This is a genomic window from Paenibacillus sp. 32352, assembly GCF_002042965.1.
GTDB classification, from domain to species: domain Bacteria; phylum Bacillota; class Bacilli; order Paenibacillales; family NBRC-103111; genus Paenibacillus_S; species Paenibacillus_S vulneris.
This window is the reverse complement of record NZ_MZNT01000002.1, coordinates 714912-733353: the sequence shown is the minus strand read 5'-3', so window position 1 is coordinate 733353 and position 18442 is coordinate 714912. Positions and strand designations below refer to the sequence as shown.

Here is an 18442-nt window from a genome sequence, read left to right as displayed (position 1 = left end):
ATGACATCCCCTTTTTATCGAATGTGTTTTAATTTGCGAGAAATCTCGTCAATATGATTCAATTCTTCCTGAGTTAGTCTCTGGTCGGCATATTTGATCGCGTCCGTAATATGCTCCGGTTTGGAGGCGCCCAGAATAGCGGAGGTGATATAGGAATGGCTGAGTACCCAGGATAGGGCAAATTGCGCCAAGGTCCATCCTCTGGCTTCCGCCAATGGCCGAATCTCTTCTACCAGCTCATATGCGGGATTGTGGCTAAGCAGAAGCTCTAATCTCTTCTCTCCCGCCGCCAATCGGCTTCCGGCCGCAGGCTCTTCGCCCTTGCGGTATTTGCCGGTCAAGATCCCGCGACCAAGCGGACTGTACACGATAACTCCGACGTTGTCCGACTGGACATACGGTACGAGCTCCTGCTCAATGTCCCTCGTGATCAAGCTGTATTCGGGCTGAATGCTCTCGAAGCGGTTCCACTTATGGAGCGCGCTGATGCCATGAGCCTTGGCCAACTGCCAAGCTGCAAAGTTGGAGCAGCCGATGTACCGTATCTTCCCCTCCTTAACCAGATCATCCAGCGCTCCAAGTGTTTCTTCCAATGGGGTTTCCGGATCGAATCCATGCACCTGATATAGATCGATATAATCGGTTTGGAGCCTGCGCAAGCTGTTCTCCAACGCTCTATAAATATGGTACCGGCTAAGCCCGGAATCATTGATTCCCTTCCCTACGGGTGCCTTTACCTTGGTCGCCAAGATCGTATCGTGACGCCGTCCTTTCAAAAGATTGCCAAGAATCGCCTCCGATTCTCCCGACAAGCTCGGGTCTCCCAGGTCCATTCCTCTTCCATAAACATCTGCTGTGTCAATGACATTGATTCCTGCATCCAGCGCCTGATCCAGCACGGCAGCCGAGGACCTCTCATCGATCCACCTGCCGAAGGCCATGGTTCCGAGACTGATCTCGGAAACCTTCAACCCGGTTCTCCCTAATTTCCTGTACTGCATCGAAAACTCCCCCATTCCCAAAATAAAAAACAGCCAGAAAGACACACTGAACCAACAAGTGTCTCTCCGGCTGTCCGGTAGATAAAATCTATATTATTCCCATCATATAAGTGGGATTAATGGCAAAAAAGTCCTCCGGCTTACTTGCTTTGACCCTTAAGGCCCCAAGAGCGCTGCGGTGAGCAGATGCCCTTTATGTACTGCGATTTGATGTGCTGTCTCGCCATCCGCATTCTTCATTGTCGGGTCAACCCCATACTCCAAAAACAGCTTAACAAGAGAATCACGTCCGAAATAAGCAGCAACATGCAGCACCGTGTAACCTGAACGTAAGCTGCCTTCACATTTGGCATGAACATCAGCGCCATACTGGATCAGCATTTGGATAATATGCTCATAATTCCCCATGATAGCTGCATGGATCGCCATATTGTTCAGGCTGCCGTCCTTGCTTCTTGCGTTTACATCCGCCCCGAGATCAAGCAGCAGCTTCACTGTCTCGGTATTGCCGAAATGCGCCGCCATCGAAAGCGGCTGAAACCCGTCCGGCCCGTAGGCCGAAATCAACTCCGGAGCTTGCTGCAGCAGCTTCTTCACTCGTGTCGTGTTCCCGACTGCCGCCGCCTCAAAAATATTCAGCTCGGCACCGTGATTGATCAGCAGCTCCTTAATGTCGTTAGCACGCATGTAGGTTGCGATAAGCACGGCTGTCTCTCCCTTGCTGTTGCTTGCATTGACTAGGGAGGAATCTTTCCCGATAAGCTCTGTCACCTTCTTGAGATTATTATGCGTGACAGCCTCGAGCATCTCGTTTCTAAGCTGATGTACATGATCCGCAAGAACCTGAGCCTTCTTGAGCAGCTCTTCCGAGGCTTGAATGCCCTTGGATACAAGATGCGAGACCGCTCTTGAACGATTGGTTTCCAGTCCGGATTCAACGAGTAGATCGACAGCCTGGATAGCCTGCTCATCTAAGCGGATGGAAAGCACAACGCTATTTTTTTTCTTTGGCATGTACAGCTCCTGTAAAGTTGTAATAGGAATTACAAAACTACAATAACATAGGTATTGTGAAAAAGCTATCCTTTTTTTCGGATTGTTTTACTCGGATTTAAATTTCGGTGAAAATTTCCTGATTCATACCCCCCCCCCTACAAAACAAAGCCATAGCTCCGAGGCGGATTCAGGTATTTTGTGGGGGGCTTCTTATCCTCTAGAATGAATAGCGCAGCTCCTCGGTTACATAATGAACCCACCGCTGCTGCGGCGCTACAATGTCGGGCAATCTGCTCATCGGAGCCCAGAACAAACGGAATACATGATGATCTGCTTCCATCTCCCATTCATCCCTGTTGCAATTGCTGCGCAAATGATAAAACCTCCGCAATACCTCACTTGCCAGATCCTTACGGTCCACCCAACCCGTAATTTGATAGGAGATATAGTTCGGATCCGGATACTGGTCCTCTTCTATGTAAGATATCTGGACGAATTCCCCCTGTTCGCGAACGTAATCCACCTGAATGCCCCTTCTTATCTCGGCCCAATGGGAGCTCATAAAGTCCGGTCTTGAGTAAACCTTGGCGTTATGAAAGGTTGCATATTTGTCACCTGGAAGCCGAAGCTTCTGTTCTCCGATGTATTCACATGAACCGAACTCCTCTAACCCGGTCTCTTCTAAGGCTTCGCGCAGAGCCGCATCCTTAAACTCTTCATCGAATTCAACAGTTCCCGCAGGCAATTGAATGCCAGCATTCGGATGCCGGAAAAGGAGCAGCTCGGCTTCGCCATTCCGCTCCCTTGTTATAAAGCAGGTCACTTTGCCTAGAATATTGTTCGATTGTTGCATAGGCCCGATCCCTCCGTCCCTTCGTGTACTAACCCTAAAGGCGGCAGTGTCTTATGGTTCACGATGTTTTCGCTGTCGTCGAATAAGGAGCTCCGGGGCTAATAGCAGCAAAATGACAGCTCCGTATACCCCTATCGAATAACTGGCTGGATAAGTCCATCCGAATCCACGTGATATTACAGCCGTAATAAGGTGAGTCAGAAAATTGGTGAAGCAAAGCGCATAGCTCCTCATCATCCATTCCCGATGCTTGATAAGCCGTTTCTTTTTGATGTGCACTATGGCCCCGACAGTAAAAATCGGCCACAGCAGATTCAACAGGTTGAATGCTATGCTATTCATCCTGCCGCCTGTTGCATAAGGTGCCATATACCCTGAGGTCAGGTCGACGAGTAAAATGGAAACCAGGTACACGTATCCATTGATGCGATGGAATCGGCGATGCCGGCTCAACAATCTTTGCGAGAAGTTAAGGGCGCCCGTTATCATTGCCAGACAAGCAAAGCCTATATGGACATACAACACATGAAGCCATAGCGGAAGCTGAACCTCTTTTTTCAGACCAATCTTATGCTTCAGAAATTCAGCTGCAAACGGATCATGGATATAATTCATATACATCACATAAATGAGATCGATGACCATGATGAGTACTACGAGTCCATACCAACGCCTGCCGCTGAACATACCTAAATTCCCCTCTTCTACCACAACGCTCCAATGTCGCTGATGCCGCATTTTGATTCTTATTGTATCAGAACTGCTGGGCAGGATGTGCTGGCAGGGATGACTTCTTTCTGACATTTGCTGAAGTAATGCTAGATCCCTTTGGTATCCTCCACGAATTGGCGCAGGGTCTCCTTTAGTGATATAGCAGGTCTTCCCAGAACGGTTTGCAAATCGTTTGAAGTGGAGACTGTATTGATTTGGCTTAGAAATCCGAAGACCCAGTGCTTCATCTGCGCGTCCCTGCGAACCGATATGGTTTTCCCTGCAAGCTCGGATATTGCTGACGACAGATCCTCCATGGTCCACGATTGTGAAGCCGTAAGCTCATAGCTTCTCCCTTGATTTAGAGGTTCGCAAAGAACCGCTGCTATGGCGGCAGCAAGATCCTCTCTGGTTACTGTATTGAATGTCCACTCGCCGGGAGGCACAACCAGCTCTCCTGAAGCAATGGCCGCATCTAGGCCGAAGACTTTGACAATATCTGTATACAGCGCATTGCGAAAAATCGTATAAGGGATGCCTGATGCAGCAATAGCCCGCTCCGTGTTCACATGCAGTTGTGTCAGCGAAATCGAGCCTTGTTCCGCATAGGCAAAGCTGGTATAAGCGATATGCTGAACCTGCGCTTGCTTAGCAGCTTCAATTACCCGCTCATGCTGGAGCAACCGTACGGCATCGTCCTGGTGTGAGCTGGAAATGAATAACAGCTGCTTCGCTCCTCTCAAGGCAGCCGGCAGCGATTCCGGGCGGTCGTAGTCGCAGTATCGTAACTCTATACCGAGCTCCTCCAGTGACTTTCCACGCTCGGCGTCCCTTATACAAGCAATGATTTGTTTTGCATCGATTCTTTGTAACAGCTCTTGGATAACCAGACTTCCCAATTGGCCATTCGCTCCGGTAATCACAATGGACATGAACCTGTCATCCTTTCCTCAACTGCGGTTATAGGAACTCTACCTGCTTTCGTTTATCCAAAATATAACATAACTCTTGCCAGGATGTTTATGGAAAAAATCAGTATAGGGATAAAATATCATCCTTATTTGAGAAGCGCATAGAAAAAAAGACCCAGCCTCTAAGGCTGAATCCTTGTCTTTGTAATCCCTATTTTTGTTTGATTTGCGGCATGATCTTGGTAATCTCCTCGTCTGCTTCACGCAGCGCGGTGTTCACATCTTTTTTGCCTGCCACAACGTCCGCTACTTTCGCGTTAAATATTTTACGAACATCCACATGGCTGGAATACGTTGAGCTCGGCATATACGGAGCGATCTGTCCTTTGTAGATAGCCTGGACATTTTTCCCTTTCAGGAATTCCATTTCGGTACCGAATGAATCTTTAACTGCTTTACTCGATAACACCGGATAATATCCGTATTTCTTGGCCATCGTCGACTGTACTTCCTCTGATGTGAGGACAGAAAGGACCTTCATGGCATCGTCCTGATTTTTGCTGACCTTGTTAATCCCTACATACATCGTATCTCCCAAACCCTTAAGGCCGTCGTAGCCTTTGTAGCTTGGAAGCTGCACCATGTCCCAGTTCAACCCGTTCTTGGAAGCCTCCTGAAGGGACGGCATCATATTGGAAATGACCATTGCCGTGTTTTTATCCTTGACAAAGGCGTTCACTACATCTGCAAAAGCTCCGCCCTTAGGCTCGTTGCCCGGAATCATCACCAGATTCGAATATAGGGTCAACAGCTGCTTCCATTGATCATTGTTGATGGTCGGTGCGTCGGTCTTGGCATCCAGCAGATCAATCGGCAGCCCGCCCTTCATAGCAAATATGCTTTGCGGATGCATCCCTTTATATTGAAAGCCGGCATCCGTCTTCGAGACCTGCTTGGCAAGATTGATGATATCCTCCCAGTACATCCCGTCCTTCGGATAAGGAACGGCAAACTTATCAAAGATATCTTTATTATAATATAAAGCGGTAGGACTGCTGTAAAAAGGAAATGCAACAAGCTGGCCATCCACCTTGCTTCTCTCAGTAAAGGCCGGATCAAATTTGCTTATATCCATATTTTCCTTTTTCATTAATGGGCCCATGTCCTGGGTTAGACCAAGGTTCGCATAGGTTCGAATATCGTTCGTGATGGTGAAAATGTCCGGAAATTCACCTGAAGCAACCAATTCATCCGGGTTGGTTCCCTTGCCTCTCACTACTTGCTCTAAGGTGATGTGAGGATATTTCTTTTTCACAGGTTCTACGAAAAGCTGCTGCCATTGTTCATCCGATACGGCGACCCACTGGTATATTTTGATGGTAACCGGTTTGGACTCTGCCTGCGGCGAACCCGTACCGGCATTCTCCTGTGCGCCCTTCCCTCCTGAGCAAGCGGATAGTGCGCATAGTGCGGCTAACGAAGCGGCAATAACCAATAATTTCTTTTTCATACAAATGGTTCCCCCTTAATTTGCGACAGACTCTCTGTAAGCGCTTTAATTTCTATGGCTTTATTATATCAAAGGCAAGCCGGGGAATCTTCATTCATCTTGCGATGAATTATAGGAATATTGCTATCTTCATCAGCAACTAGCAAGCTGTTATATCCGTTATTGGCTTTAACCCCTATACTAATTCTATGAAATGCGGATCGCACCAGCGCAATATTCCTATAAATTCAAACAACATAGCGAAAGTATGCAGGCAGTCTTTTTTATATAATGAAGGAGAAATGAATCCTTTATCATTTGGAGGGACTGTATTTGCGAAATTATGCTATTTCATCTGATTTGGCCCAAACTAAAGCCGCTTCCGTCTATGCGTTTATGATTTCCGGTAAATCAGCGGATACTCGCATGAAGATGGATCTGTGGGATTGGATTCCCGGAGTCGGGGTCATATCGATTCTGCGATATTATGAGAAAACCGGGCACAACGAACTGCTCCGCTATTTGACGGACTGGGCAATCCGTAATGGCGATAAATCACGGCTTCACCGAACCGTGAATTCCACTGCCCCCTATACCATTTTACCAGCCTTGTATAATTTGAATCCAAAGGAAAGCTACAAGGAGGACGTTCAAGCGGTCACCTGCTGGCTTCTTCATGAAGCGCCTCGAACCCGCGAAGGAGCGCTGGAGCATACCGTCACTGAGAATGCGTTGTTTCCGGAGCAAGTGTGGGCGGACACGGTCTATATGGCCGTATTCTTCATGGCTGAGGCAGCGAAATTGCTGAATTCGAAGGAAATTGCACTGGAAGCGTTGCTCCAGTTGGAATTGCACCTTCGATTGCTTCAGGACGATACGACCGGCGTGCTCTTTCACGGCTGGAACTGCGGGGAGCGCAGCCACATGTCTGCGGCCCGTTGGACACGGGCGAATGCCTGGGTGGCTCTTGGCTTGCCTTGTATTCTGCAAAGCATCATCCATCTCGTGGACATTCCTCCCGGGCTGCATGACCGGTATGTTCGCCTGATGAACGGATTGATCGGTTACCAGAACGAGGGCGGATTATGGCACACCGTCCTGGATCGGCCTGATTTCTATGAAGAGACATCGGGGAGTGCCGGCATAGCGGCAGGAATTATTCGAGCTATCGAGTGCGGCCTTCTGGACAAGAAGTTTCTTGAAGCCGCCGACCGCACGGCCTCGGCAATCGTTGACAAGATTGATGAAGAAGGCAGAGTCGCCGGGGTATCGGGTGGAACCCCAGTGAAGGATAGCGTTGAGGATTATAATCGGATTCCATTCAAAGACACGCTGTACGGTCAAGGCTTGGCATTGATGCTCTTGGCAGAATATATATAGGTTTATGAGGGCCGGCTAATTGTCTAGCAAGTCTGCCCTTGTGAAGGAAAACGGCAAAAAAGGCCTGACTGTTTAGTAGCGATCAGGCCTTTTCCTTTATACATGCTTGAGCATAACTGTTGCAGGCTTATCCAGACCCATAAAGGTCTAACTTAGAGCTCTAGTAGCTTTCCACTCGACGTGGGCGGCTTCCACCCTTTTCCATAAGTCATCCTTCTCCAAGGCGCTGTAACCGGCAAGACGCTCCCCGAAGACATCGTTCAAAAGTTCCAGCCACTCCGATTTGCTAGCCACCTCGACTTTAGCCAAACCGTTCTTGTCTCTCTTGCTCCAGATGCAGCCCCGCAGCTCGTTACTCTGACTTGCATTTCTCTGCCTAACCAGAAAGATACGTGCCCACGGTGATTCCGGAGAGCGGCTGTAGAATTCATGCTTCGGCATAAACTCCTCCAAGCTTTCCAGGACGGCAGCATCAATGTCTACCCCGGCAAAATTAGCCAACGGATCATGCACGAGACGCCAACCCTGGGGCACTACGCCGGATTGAACGACCTTATAGCTCAAAGGCCCCTGCTCATACATGCCGTAACGAAGCGGAATAGGCTCATACGGCATATCACCCAGCCCCACGTCAACAATCCATTGCTCCTCTGCTTCCGCTTCATTCACAAGGTCAACACTCAGACTCAAGTGAAATGAATTCACTCTCGGCTGTTCCCCTAGCGGCTGCACGCCGGCGCGGTGCAAATGGACCTTATAGCCTAAAGAATGAAGCAGCGAACTGAATGCGCCGTTCAGATGAAAGCAGTATCCGCTCTTGTCATTCAGTACAAGCCGGACGGATTGTTCGAACCCTATCGCTGCCGGTTTGCCTGCAAATATATCAACGGTCTGCCATGAAAGAGCGTTCACATGAGCTTGATGCAGCGCAAACAAATATTCCTTAGTAGGCGGCTGCACCTCCTTAATTCCTATCCTGTTCAAATATGCTTTTATTTCCTCTCTTGTCATGCGATACATCAGGGGATCACCTCGGATTTTACTAATTGCCACCAGAGTTCTGGCGGCCATGTAGTCTCATTGTAGAGATGCAGAGAGGATTCGGCAATACGTAAGCAACACAACTGTGCCGGTACACTTTTATTCCCTTATCCCCAGTTCTCGTTCCAATTCCTTCTTCTGCCGAAGGTGATGGCGGAAATGCATGTCGACAAGCGCAAACCATTCCCGTGCGTTCAGCCAGCCGAAACCATCATGCTTTATTTTGCAGTTCGGGTTCAGATGGTTTATTTTCCCTTCCCACTCCTTCATTCTTTTCATCACTTGACCCAGACCCTGCATCAGGTCTTCTTTGCTGTCGGAATTGCTCGGGGAGTTCTCCGGCCCGTCCGGAAGCTTTATTTTAACCGGCGGGAATCCGACAAGCCGGAACAAATGCTCGCCACCCTCCGTTTTCCCGAGTGATTGCTCTTCCCTTGCAGCAGCACACATTTCTACTTTGTCAAGATAATCGAGGGCGGTGAGAATCACATGGTTATACAGCTGACCGAGGGACCAGACCCCCGGCGCGGGGATCTGCCTTAGCTGCTCCATGGTATACCTCTGCAAACCAGCCTTATAAATTTCAATCCATGTCTGATTACTCACTAAAGGAATCCCCTTTCAAAGTTAACATCCAGCCTTTTTAAGCTTACCATGCAGCATACCCTATCATTTCTTTTCCTTTGCTATTTTAATGAACCGGCCTCCCCGCTTCCTCTATGATCGCCCTTACTCCCTCATCAATTTGCTCGGGATGAGCCTGCGAGATACTGATCCGAAGAAACTTTTCCCGATCCAGGTAAGAGGTCAAATAAAATTTTTTCCCGGGTATGACATGAACATGTCTTGCATCTAACCGAGCAATCAACCGCTCCAGGTTAACCGTTTGCGGCAGCTTAAATTGAACATAAATGCCTGAGCTGACGTGCGAGGTTTCTATGAGGCCCGCTTGATTGTACCGCTCTACGGCTGCATTCAAAGCACTGATCCTTGCCGAATATTGACTGCATATTTTGCGTTTATGCCGCTCATACATGCCGTTTTTCATGTATACCTCGAGTGCTGCTTGAGATAAGAGCGAGGAATCGGCATACCTCTTGTTAGCAAGATACGTCTCAAGCAGCTTCTCCGGCAGCACTGCTGCGCCTAATCTTAGCCCCGGGAAAATAATCTTCGAAAAGCTTTTCACATATACGACATGCGACGTCCGGTTGTACGCATAAATGGGGTCGAAGCCCTGTTCTATGCCCAAGTCGGCCATGTAATCATCTTCTACGATGTACACGTCGTATTTGCTCGCCAAATCGGCTATCGCTTTTCTCTCCGTTACGGTGTAGGAGGTTCCCAGCGGATTATGAAATCTGGACATCGTGTAAAAAAATTTAATTTTACCGGTTTTAAACCTTTCCTCCAGCTCCCCCAAATCGATGCCTGTCGCCGTGCGCCTAATGCCGCTGACTGGAATACCTTCGTATTCGAGATAACGCAGATAAATATCGTAGCCCGGCTGCTCGACCAGGATCTCTGAGTTTCCGTTCGGAAACGGCATTCTCGCCAAAATTTCCAGCGCCTGCTGCGCCCCCGAAGTCACTATAATTCTCCTGGGATCCGCAATGACTTGATCGCCTGCAAGATGTGAGGCCAGCGTGTATCGCAGTGACTCCAGACCCTTCGGATCGCCATAGGTGAACAAATGTTGCTTGTATTGGTCAATCGCTTTGTTCAAGCAATGCTGGAAGTCCACGTAAGGAAACACATTGATATCCGGGAGCACCGAAGCGAAATCGATGATTTTACGGTCTTTCTTATCCTTGGCTGCATCCCCCGATTTATCTACGACGTAATAACCGCTTTGAGAAACGGAGTAAATGGCGTGCCGTTTTTCCAGCTCCGTATAGGCATGCAGGATCGTACTGATACTGCATCCGTACTGCTTGGCGGCGATGCGAACGGAAGGCAGCTTTTGCCCCGAGCGGTACTGTCCTTCCATTATTTTCTGCTCGATATCGGATAATATCGACAAATACTTTTTCATGCGGCCTCCGCTCCCTTCTGCTGATCTCCCTTCATTATACATAACTGCGACAACTGTATCGATACAATCCCCCATTTTCGATATGAATCTATTGCGCTAATGCCGATCTAGGAGTAAGTTAATAAGATAGAGAATTTGCAGAGGAGGCTTTAAGTGGGATGCCCAATCATCAGGACGATAAGCTTCGGATCTATGAGGTAGAAGAACGGCTGCGTGTGCGCCCTTTTTTTATAAAGCATCGTGCTACCGACAAGCACTTTTATATGGACTTCCATTCGCATCCGGGTTATGAAATTTATTTTTTCCAGCAGGGCTCCGGCAACTTTCTTATTGAGGATCGAATTTTCCCTCTGGTCGGAGGCGATATCCTGCTTATATCCGAATATGAATCCCATAAAAGCGCCCCCAGCATGGGAGTAGACTGCTCGCGCAGCGTCGTTAACTTTTTACCGGAAATGCTTCTACCTCAGGCGGCGACCCAGTTTTTGCGATTGTTTCGCCCCGGCTCGGACTTGACTCACAGGCATCTGCGAGTGTCCGGAGAAACGCAGGCAAAACTGAACGCACTGCTGACACGAATGGAAGAAGAAGTGCGCCAGCGCCTGGACATGTTCGAAATCAGCTGCTCCATTTGCCTGAACGAGCTGCTGCTGGAAATTTACCGCTTGATCCATAATCAAACGTCCCAAGGTGCCTCCCCTATCTCCCGAAGCTCGGTTAATCCGAGGGTGGAGCAGGTCATACGCTACTTGTCCGAACGGTATCATGAGCCTATCAAGCTGAAGCAGCTGGCGGATATGATTTATGTAAGCCCTTACTATTTATGCCATCTGTTTAAGGAAACAACCGGCATTACCATATCCGATTATTTGATTTATACGCGAATACGCCAATCCAAGCGGGAGCTCGCCCTTACCGAATACTCCATTGCCGAGATCGCGAGCCGGGTCGGCTTCAATACTCTGGCTCATTTTGGACAGACCTTCAAGATGATGGAAGGAATGACGCCAAGGGACTACCGCAAAAAAGTGAGAAATCAATAAACGAACGATGCGCATGACAAAAAAATATCCTAGGCTGATGGTTCAACCTAGGATAACTGCAGCTCTGTGGACAGCTCTCTCCAATTTCACTTACCTCGCTATTCCATTCTAAGCCAAGACGAGCTCGGGAAGCTCCAGCGATGACATGGCCGTTTTTTTCTGTTCATTGTTTACATGAGTGTAAATCATGGTCGTCTCGATAGATGCGTGCCCCATCAGCTCTTTCACAACCCGAATATCTACGTTATGCCTGAGCAGCATCGTGGCAAAGGAATGCCGCAGCTTGTGGCAGGACAGCTCCAGGTCACTCAGATGAGGATGCTCTTCTTTTAACAACGCAAAGGTCTGTGACGCTATCTTTTGAATTTGTCTTATGGATAGCCTTCTTCCCTTTTGGGAGATAAAAAAAGCATCCTCCTTGGAGCTGTGCGGGATGATTCGCTCCTGCACCACCTGTGCAAGATACTGAATAAGCATCGGCGGAAGCGGGATTTCGTTCCATTTTCGCCCTTTGCCGAATACTTCCAGGGTCCCTTTGGATGGATTAAAGTCACTTACGTTCATTCTGTGAATTTCCCCTACGCGCAGGCCGCAGTAAGACATCAGCAGGAAAACAGCCATATTCCGATTCTTATAACGACCGTCAATATATTGCATCGTTTGTTTCAGGTCGTTCTCCTCCAGGTAGACTGGCTTCCTGTTCTTTTCGGTTTTGGACTTTTTGATCTCCATGGCCGGATTTCGCGTTGCCAGCTCCAGATCGATCAATGCGGTATAGAATGCCCTTATGGCGGACAGCGTTCGGTTACGAGTCTTGTCCCCTGCCGTATTTTGCTTGGATACGAGAAAGCCGACTATTTGCATTTTGCCAACCTTCTGAACCGGAAGCTCATTCAAAGACTCCAGGAACGAAAGTACTTCCCGCAAATATTCTTTCCTCGTAGCTTCCGTATACCCTGCCTGCTTCATCCATATGACAAATGCTTGAATCGGCTCGGCGTAAAAGTCTTCCAGGTCATAATTTCTAGCCATTCCCAAACCCTTCTTCCTTTATGTCAACTGCACATGATGTGGGGCAAGCGGGGATCTGCACTTACTCCCATCTCTAGATCATCTATGGAAAATATAAACTGAAATTTTACCGTAATCTTGTTCATCTGTAATAAATAAAAACCGTTATAAAGAAAAGTGCGCAAAATATGTATTTGGCGTACTTATTGTAGCACATAGATCCATGGTAGGGATACACATTTCATAGTTTTTTGTATAATCAAATACAAAGGAGATGAATTGTGCTTGAGTTCTCATAATGAAGCAACTACACTAGTCGAGCTCTACGACAGCAGCAGCTGTCATCATATCCGTTTTCCGGACACGGAGGCAGGCCGGCAGGCTGCCCATTGGCTGGTCCCGTGGATGGAGCACTCCCCTACCCGTTACATTGCCAATGTCAAGACAAGCCTGTATGTGCTTCGACTCGGGGATGACTTGCTTCCTGTCACTGTTAATAGCCAAGAATACGAGAACAGTTACGTGTGCTCGCCCTATACACACTATGTTACTTATGCCAAGCAAGAGCTGTACAAGCTAAAGCTGCCTTGGCTGGAATCCTTCTTAAGCCGGCTGCTGGACGGAATTGGCGTGCTTTTAAAGGCAAGCCGAATGAACCAGGTGGTTCATGTGAACAACAGCCTGCTCTCTACGAATCTTTACCCGGCTCAAGCCTCGAGCCTTTTGCCTGAAGGGTTACGGCTTCTGCGCGCCCAATTCCCCGGACATACGATCATATTTCGTTCTCTCGTTCCCAGTCTGAATGAACCTTGGATCGAAGCGCTTCGCCGTGAAAAGTTCCGTTTGGTACCCAGCCGGCAAGTGTATCTTTTTGAACCCCCCAATGCAAAAGCACGATGGCTGATCAAACGCGACCGGCAGCTGATCGACAAGCACGGCTATGAAGTCGTGCGTCCGGATCAGTTGACTCCCTCGGACATCCCGAGATTAAAGTCGCTCTATGATATGCTCTACTTGGACAAGCATTCCCGATGCAATCCGTGGTTTACCGAGGATTTTTTCTTGCAAGCCCTTGAGCTTGGAACCCTGAAGCTGTATGCTCTGCGAAATGCATCTAGCCACAGCTTGGATGCTGTGCTTGGCTATTACGTCAAAGATGGTGTCATGACAACTCCCGTCTTCGGCTATGACACCTCCCTGCCGCAGGAGCTGGGACTTTACCGCATGCTATCCGCTGTCCTGATCGGTATCTCCGAGCAAAACGGCTGGAAGCTGCATGAAAGCTCCGGCGCAGCGGAATTCAAGCGCAATCGCGGAGCGGTCGGAGACATTGAATTCAGCGCTGTCCTCGATGCCCATTTACCTTGGCCGCGCAGAATTAGCTGGATGGTGCTGGAACGATTATTGAACCGGATCGGCGTTCCGCTGATGCGGAAATGGAAGCTTTAAGACAGCTGAAAGAGGCACACTGCATGTTCGCAGTGTGCTTCTCTTTTGCCGCATTTTGCTAACTAAGCACGCCTTGTGAATGCAAAATTATATGGCTGCACCTCGATGAAATCAAAACTTTACTAAAGGACTTTTTTAATGAGCAAGTCATTTTATTAATAATATTAATTATTAATATTATTAATAGCATTGTTCCCACCTCTACCTATAAATTTCTATATTAACCCAAAACAATTTCGTTGACACTTATTGCCTAATAGTGGTATTATTTTCTTCCGTCTCTCTAAAAAAGAATGGAGGTATCAAGCTTGATAACCGTAAACGGAATTAGCAAGTCGTTCCTGGTGGCCAAACGCACATCAGGTCTGCGTCATGCCATCAAATCATTGTTTCATCGAGAATTCACTGTGGTGGAAGCGCTTCAGGACATCTCATTTTCCATCGAACCGGGAGAAATCGTCGGCTACATTGGTCCCAATGGTGCCGGCAAATCGACCACGATCAAGGTTATGAGCGGCATCCTGGTACCCGACCGGGGAACCTGCACCATTAAGGGCTATACGCCATGGCTGGAACGGGTACCCTACGTCAAGCATATCGGAGTCGTATTCGGACAGCGGTCTCAGCTCTGGTGGGACGTCCCTGTCATGGATTCGTTTGAACTGCTGCGAGACATTTACAAGGTCCCGCTGCCGGAGTACAAACGCACTCTTTCCCTGCTCATCGATTCGCTGGACCTTGGGGATATTATCTACACTCCCGTTCGACAGCTCAGCCTGGGACAACGGATGCGCTGCGAAATTGCAGCTTCCCTGCTTCACAATCCGAGCATCCTCTTTCTGGATGAACCGACCATTGGCCTCGATGCTGTATCCAAAATCGCAGTGCGGCACTTTATCAAAACGATCAATAAAGAAAAAGGAGTCACCGTCATTCTAACCACTCATGATATGAATGATATCGAAGCGCTGGCAGACCGGATTCTACTCATCGGCAAAGGAACTTTGCTGTATGACGGCAGCGTCCAGGGATTGAGAGGCCGGTTCGGAACCAAACGAACCATTACCGCCGAATACCGGGAAAGCAGCACCCCCTTTCAAATACCCGGTGCGACGGTATTGTCCTGGACACCGGACCGGGCCGTTCTCAGTGTAGATACGGAGCAAATTATTATATCGGATGCGTTGACGCGATTGTCCTCCCAGGTAGAGCTTCTGGACGTCACGATCGATACCCAGCCCATAGAAGACATCATTGTTCAAATGTATAAGGAGTACCAGCTATGATGAAAGGATACCTGGCTGTTTTCAAGCTGCGGATACACACTGGACTCCAATACCGTGCGGCAGCCTTGGCCGGCATCGGAACCCAATTCTTTTTCGGCTTTATGTTCATTATGATTTTTCAGGCGTTTTATAGTCATGCAACACAAGAGCCGCCGATGACCTTATCCCAAGTAGTAACGTATACCTGGCTTAAACAGGGATTTCTTTCCCTTGTTGTGCTCTGGCTCAGGGATAGTGAGCTGTTTCAGCTAATTACTAGCGGCAACATTGCCTATGAGTTGTGCAGGCCAAGCGGCCTATATGGGCTCTGGTATGCCAAGCTGCTTGCTCAACGGCTATCGAGCGCTATGCTTCGCTGCCTGCCCATCTTGATTATCGTATGGTTCCTGCCGGAGCCTTACGGACTGCAGCTTCCTCCGGATTTTGCCACATTTCTGCTTTTTCTCGCTGTATTGCTGGCGGGTCTGTTAATGATCGTCGCTATCTCCATGCTTATTTACATCTCGGTGTTTGTCACGATGTCGCCCGTAGGCTCTTTGTTACTATTTAGCGTGTTCGGAGAGTTTTTTGCCGGTCTCATTATTCCAGTACCCTTAATGCCGGGGTGGATGCAGAAGATCGTCTATGCGCTTCCGTTTCATTGGACCGCTGATTTTCCGTTTCGGGTATTTACGGGGAATCTATCGAAGGTGGAGGCTGTACAAGGATTATGTTTTCAGCTGATCTGGTTGGCTGTGCTTGTAGGTATAGGCAAGTTAGCTATGGATAAGGCATTGCGTCGTGTCGTCGTTCAAGGAGGGTAAACCGTACAATGAACCTTTATTTCAAATATATGCTCCTTTTTTTCAAAGGGCAGATGCAGTACCGGACCTCGTTCCTGCTTTTAATGGTAGGACAATGTCTGACTCCCTTTACCACCTTTGCCGGCCTGTACTTTATGTTTGATCGATTTGGGATGGTCAAGGGGTGGAGCCTCTACGAGGTAGCCCTCTGCTTCGCTGTTACGAATATAGCCTTCTCTGTCACAGAATGCTTTGCGCGCGGTTTTGACACCTTCTCCAGCCTAGTCGTTAGCGGAGACTTCGACAGATTGCTTGTCCGCCCTCGGAGCACGGTAGTCCAGGTGTTCGGCTCCAAATTCGAATTCGCGCGGATAGGCCGTCTGTTCCTCTGTGCGTTAGTTCTTATCTGGTCTTGCCTACATATAGACACGGATTGGTCCTTTCTCAAAATCATGACGTTGGTGCTAATGATGATAAGCGGAAGCGTCATTTTTACGGGAATCTTCATTCTGGCCGCTTCTATCAGCTTCTGGACCGTACAAGGCCTGGAAATTGCCAACATCTTTACCGATGGCGGGCGTGAAATGAACCAATACCCTCTCAATATATATCATACCTGGGTTCGCAAATTGTTTACGTTCCTCATCCCCTTTGGCTGCGTCAACTATTTGCCTCTAAACTACATCCTGGGGCGCGACGGGATGGATAATCCGCTATATGCGTTCCTGCCGTTAGCCGGCTTTCTGTTTCTCATTCCTTGCCTGTTAGTTTGGCACATTGGGGTAAGGCATTACCGTTCAACGGGATCATAAACGTATGGAAGGGGCAGCCGGAGGGGCTGCCCCTTTCATCTCCTACAGTTAAATAGCGTCTAAAAGAGCTCATTCAAAATGAGCTTCCTTCAACTCAACCATTTCGATATCTGGGAACTGCTCGCTTATTTGGGCAGCCAACGATCTGACTCCAAAAATCTCCGTAAAGGTATGGCTGCCGACAATCAAATTCATGCCTATATACTGTGCGTACTGAATTGTATATAAGGTTTTTTCACCCGTAATATATACGTCACAGCCCGATTCATGGGCATCACGGATCGATAAGGTGGAATTGCCTGCTCCTGTCACGACTCCTACACGTTGAACAGCTTTATCCGAATGGTTCCATACTCTAACCTTTTCATGAAGCACTCTATTCATTCTTTCTTGCAATTCATCCAAGGTTATCGGGACATGGAATTCTCCTATACCCGTAGTACTTCTATTCTTGTGGTGCAGGGAAGGCTGAAGCAGCGTATCGATGTGGATGGCTCTCATCAAGGACGGACAGGTCCCGAAATCGGCGTAATCCAGAGGAAGATGAACAAAGAAATGATGGATGCCGTAGTGTCTAAGCAACTGGTGGCACTCCTCTTTCATTCCATACATGAAATCCCACGCATCATGGTGCGTCAGAATGAGATCCACTTTGCGATCGACAGCCTGACGGATGATATCGGGGGTCATATTCGTCGCATAGCCAATACGGTGAATCAAATCCGGACCGTAGGAGTAAAGGGCATATTCTTCTCCTTCGTCGAACTGATGCAGCAATTCACCAAAAAGCAGTTTCATCACTTCCATCCATAGTGAGGCTTTCATAACATCCCTCCAGAACGCGGATTTACACTCCATTTTCTCAGATACATACCGCCGTCATTCCGCACATGTCTCCACAGCCTCTTTCCATAGGCTTCACATACAATCGACAAGCTCCTCCAAGCGATGAATCATGTATTTAGGCTGTATGTCCTCTCGAAGATTCTGCTTATTTCTATTGTAATAGCAAAAATCGATTCCTGCGTTCACGGAACCATGGTAATCATCCTGCAGGGAGTCTCCTACAAACAAAACCTCATCCTTATCAAGCTTTAGTTCATTTAATGCCATCTCAAAAATTTCCTTATGCGGCTTACGTATCCCCACCTCATCGGATACAACAATCGATTGAAAGGTACCGCGAATATTCCCTGCCGTCAGCCTTTTGTGTTGAGCTTCCCCTATGCCATTGGAAATAATCCCCAACTTGTAGTCGCTTTGTAATGAACGAAGGACATCCTCCGCCCCATCCTCAAAATGACAGGTATGACAAAAATAATTCCAATACGTGCTTGCAAGCTCGTTATGCAGCCGGACATCCCTATTCAGAGTATCTCGGAAAGAATATCGAATGACATCATGAATCGATGTAACGGAACCCCCGCTCACAAAGTCCATCCAATACTTTTCATTATGCTTTAAATAGACTTCCCAGAAGCGGCTCCATTGCTCCTCGTCGTTCGCAAATAATTGATGATCACGACAGGTCCTTCTCATACAGTCGTATTCGCTAAGTGAATAATTTAATAAAGTGTTATCCAGATCAAACAGAACCGCTTTGTACATAGAACATCCTCTTTTTCTCTACTATAAAATGAAT

At 48.1% G+C, this 18442-nt stretch carries 18 protein-coding genes; 6 read left to right on the top strand and 12 right to left on the bottom strand.

Annotated elements, in window-relative coordinates:
• Nucleotides 1–14: 14 nt before the first annotated feature.
• The 6 genes from B1728_RS07515 to B1728_RS07490 all read right to left on the bottom strand — a co-directional run bounded on the left by B1728_RS07515 (nt 15) and on the right by B1728_RS07490 (nt 5982).
• Nucleotides 15–1001: an aldo/keto reductase gene (locus B1728_RS07515; protein ID WP_079909550.1), complete on the bottom strand. Its 987-nt coding sequence runs from the start codon at nt 999–1001 to the stop codon at nt 15–17.
• Between the two features lie 156 nt (nt 1002–1157).
• Nucleotides 1158–2015, bottom strand: a complete 858-nt coding sequence (locus tag B1728_RS07510) for an ankyrin repeat domain-containing protein (RefSeq protein WP_079909549.1) — start codon at nt 2013–2015, stop codon at nt 1158–1160.
• A 199-nt stretch (nt 2016–2214) separates the two neighbouring features.
• Nucleotides 2215–2850, bottom strand: a complete 636-nt coding sequence (locus tag B1728_RS07505; RefSeq protein ID WP_079909548.1) for an NUDIX domain-containing protein — start codon at nt 2848–2850, stop codon at nt 2215–2217.
• A 51-nt stretch (nt 2851–2901) separates the two neighbouring features.
• A complete protein-coding gene (locus B1728_RS07500; RefSeq protein WP_079909547.1) occupies nt 2902–3537 on the bottom strand; it encodes a DUF2306 domain-containing protein in 636 nt (211 codons plus the stop codon).
• 131 nt (nt 3538–3668) lie between these two features.
• Nucleotides 3669–4493 (bottom strand): NmrA family NAD(P)-binding protein, encoded by an 825-nt coding sequence (locus tag B1728_RS07495; RefSeq protein WP_079909546.1) that lies wholly within the window; start codon nt 4491–4493, stop codon nt 3669–3671.
• 190 nt (nt 4494–4683) lie between these two features.
• The gene (locus B1728_RS07490) at nt 4684–5982 is read right to left on the bottom strand and encodes an ABC transporter substrate-binding protein (protein ID WP_079909545.1); all 1299 of its coding nucleotides are present in this window, start codon (nt 5980–5982) and stop codon (nt 4684–4686) included.
• Between the two features lie 312 nt (nt 5983–6294).
• Here B1728_RS07490 and B1728_RS07485 point away from each other — a divergent pair, with 312 nt between their 5' ends.
• A complete protein-coding gene (locus B1728_RS07485; RefSeq protein WP_256865269.1) occupies nt 6295–7341 on the top strand; it encodes a glycoside hydrolase family 88/105 protein in 1047 nt (348 codons plus the stop codon).
• Nucleotides 7342–7488: 147 nt separating this feature from the next.
• On the opposite strand, the gene B1728_RS07480 is transcribed toward B1728_RS07485, so the two are convergent.
• The 3 genes from B1728_RS07480 to B1728_RS07470 all read right to left on the bottom strand — a co-directional run bounded on the left by B1728_RS07480 (nt 7489) and on the right by B1728_RS07470 (nt 10417).
• On the bottom strand, nt 7489–8361 hold the full coding sequence (locus B1728_RS07480; protein ID WP_079909544.1) for an arylamine N-acetyltransferase family protein: 873 nt from the start codon (nt 8359–8361) through the stop codon (nt 7489–7491).
• Nucleotides 8362–8481: 120 nt separating this feature from the next.
• Nucleotides 8482–8988, bottom strand: coding sequence for a DinB family protein (locus B1728_RS07475; RefSeq protein WP_079909543.1), 507 nt, complete (start codon nt 8986–8988; stop codon nt 8482–8484).
• Nucleotides 8989–9073: 85 nt separating this feature from the next.
• Nucleotides 9074–10417 carry an aminotransferase-like domain-containing protein gene (locus B1728_RS07470; RefSeq protein ID WP_079909632.1) on the bottom strand — a complete coding sequence of 448 codons (1344 nt, stop codon included), beginning with the start codon at nt 10415–10417 and terminating at the stop codon, nt 9074–9076.
• 158 nt (nt 10418–10575) lie between these two features.
• On the opposite strand from B1728_RS07470, the gene B1728_RS07465 reads away from it, so the two are divergent.
• On the top strand, nt 10576–11460 hold the full coding sequence (locus tag B1728_RS07465) for an AraC family transcriptional regulator (RefSeq protein WP_079909542.1): 885 nt from the start codon (nt 10576–10578) through the stop codon (nt 11458–11460).
• A 108-nt stretch (nt 11461–11568) separates the two neighbouring features.
• Here B1728_RS07465 and B1728_RS07460 read toward each other — a convergent pair whose 3' ends face one another.
• On the bottom strand, nt 11569–12492 hold the full coding sequence (locus tag B1728_RS07460) for a tyrosine-type recombinase/integrase (RefSeq protein WP_079909541.1): 924 nt from the start codon (nt 12490–12492) through the stop codon (nt 11569–11571).
• Nucleotides 12493–12756: 264 nt separating this feature from the next.
• Here B1728_RS07460 and B1728_RS07455 point away from each other — a divergent pair, with 264 nt between their 5' ends.
• The 4 genes from B1728_RS07455 to B1728_RS07440 all read left to right on the top strand — a co-directional run bounded on the left by B1728_RS07455 (nt 12757) and on the right by B1728_RS07440 (nt 16800).
• Nucleotides 12757–13920, top strand: a complete 1164-nt coding sequence (locus B1728_RS07455) for a GNAT family N-acetyltransferase (RefSeq protein WP_079909540.1) — start codon at nt 12757–12759, stop codon at nt 13918–13920.
• 308 nt (nt 13921–14228) lie between these two features.
• Nucleotides 14229–15206, top strand: coding sequence for an ABC transporter ATP-binding protein (locus tag B1728_RS07450; RefSeq protein WP_306293514.1), 978 nt, complete (start codon nt 14229–14231; stop codon nt 15204–15206).
• Complete coding sequence (locus B1728_RS07445) at nt 15203–16009, top strand: ABC transporter permease (protein WP_306293513.1); 807 nt, start codon at nt 15203–15205, stop codon at nt 16007–16009. The genes B1728_RS07450 and B1728_RS07445 overlap by 4 nt, the downstream gene beginning before the upstream one ends.
• 8 nt (nt 16010–16017) lie before the next feature.
• Nucleotides 16018–16800 (top strand): ABC transporter permease, encoded by a 783-nt coding sequence (locus B1728_RS07440; RefSeq protein WP_079909538.1) that lies wholly within the window; start codon nt 16018–16020, stop codon nt 16798–16800.
• 69 nt (nt 16801–16869) lie between these two features.
• On the opposite strand, the gene B1728_RS07435 is transcribed toward B1728_RS07440, so the two are convergent.
• On the bottom strand, nt 16870–17625 hold the full coding sequence (locus B1728_RS07435; RefSeq protein ID WP_079909537.1) for a Nif3-like dinuclear metal center hexameric protein: 756 nt from the start codon (nt 17623–17625) through the stop codon (nt 16870–16872).
• Nucleotides 17626–17718: 93 nt separating this feature from the next.
• On the bottom strand, nt 17719–18408 hold the full coding sequence (locus tag B1728_RS07430) for a YjjG family noncanonical pyrimidine nucleotidase (RefSeq protein ID WP_079909536.1): 690 nt from the start codon (nt 18406–18408) through the stop codon (nt 17719–17721).
• Between the last annotated feature and the right edge of the window lie 34 nt (nt 18409–18442).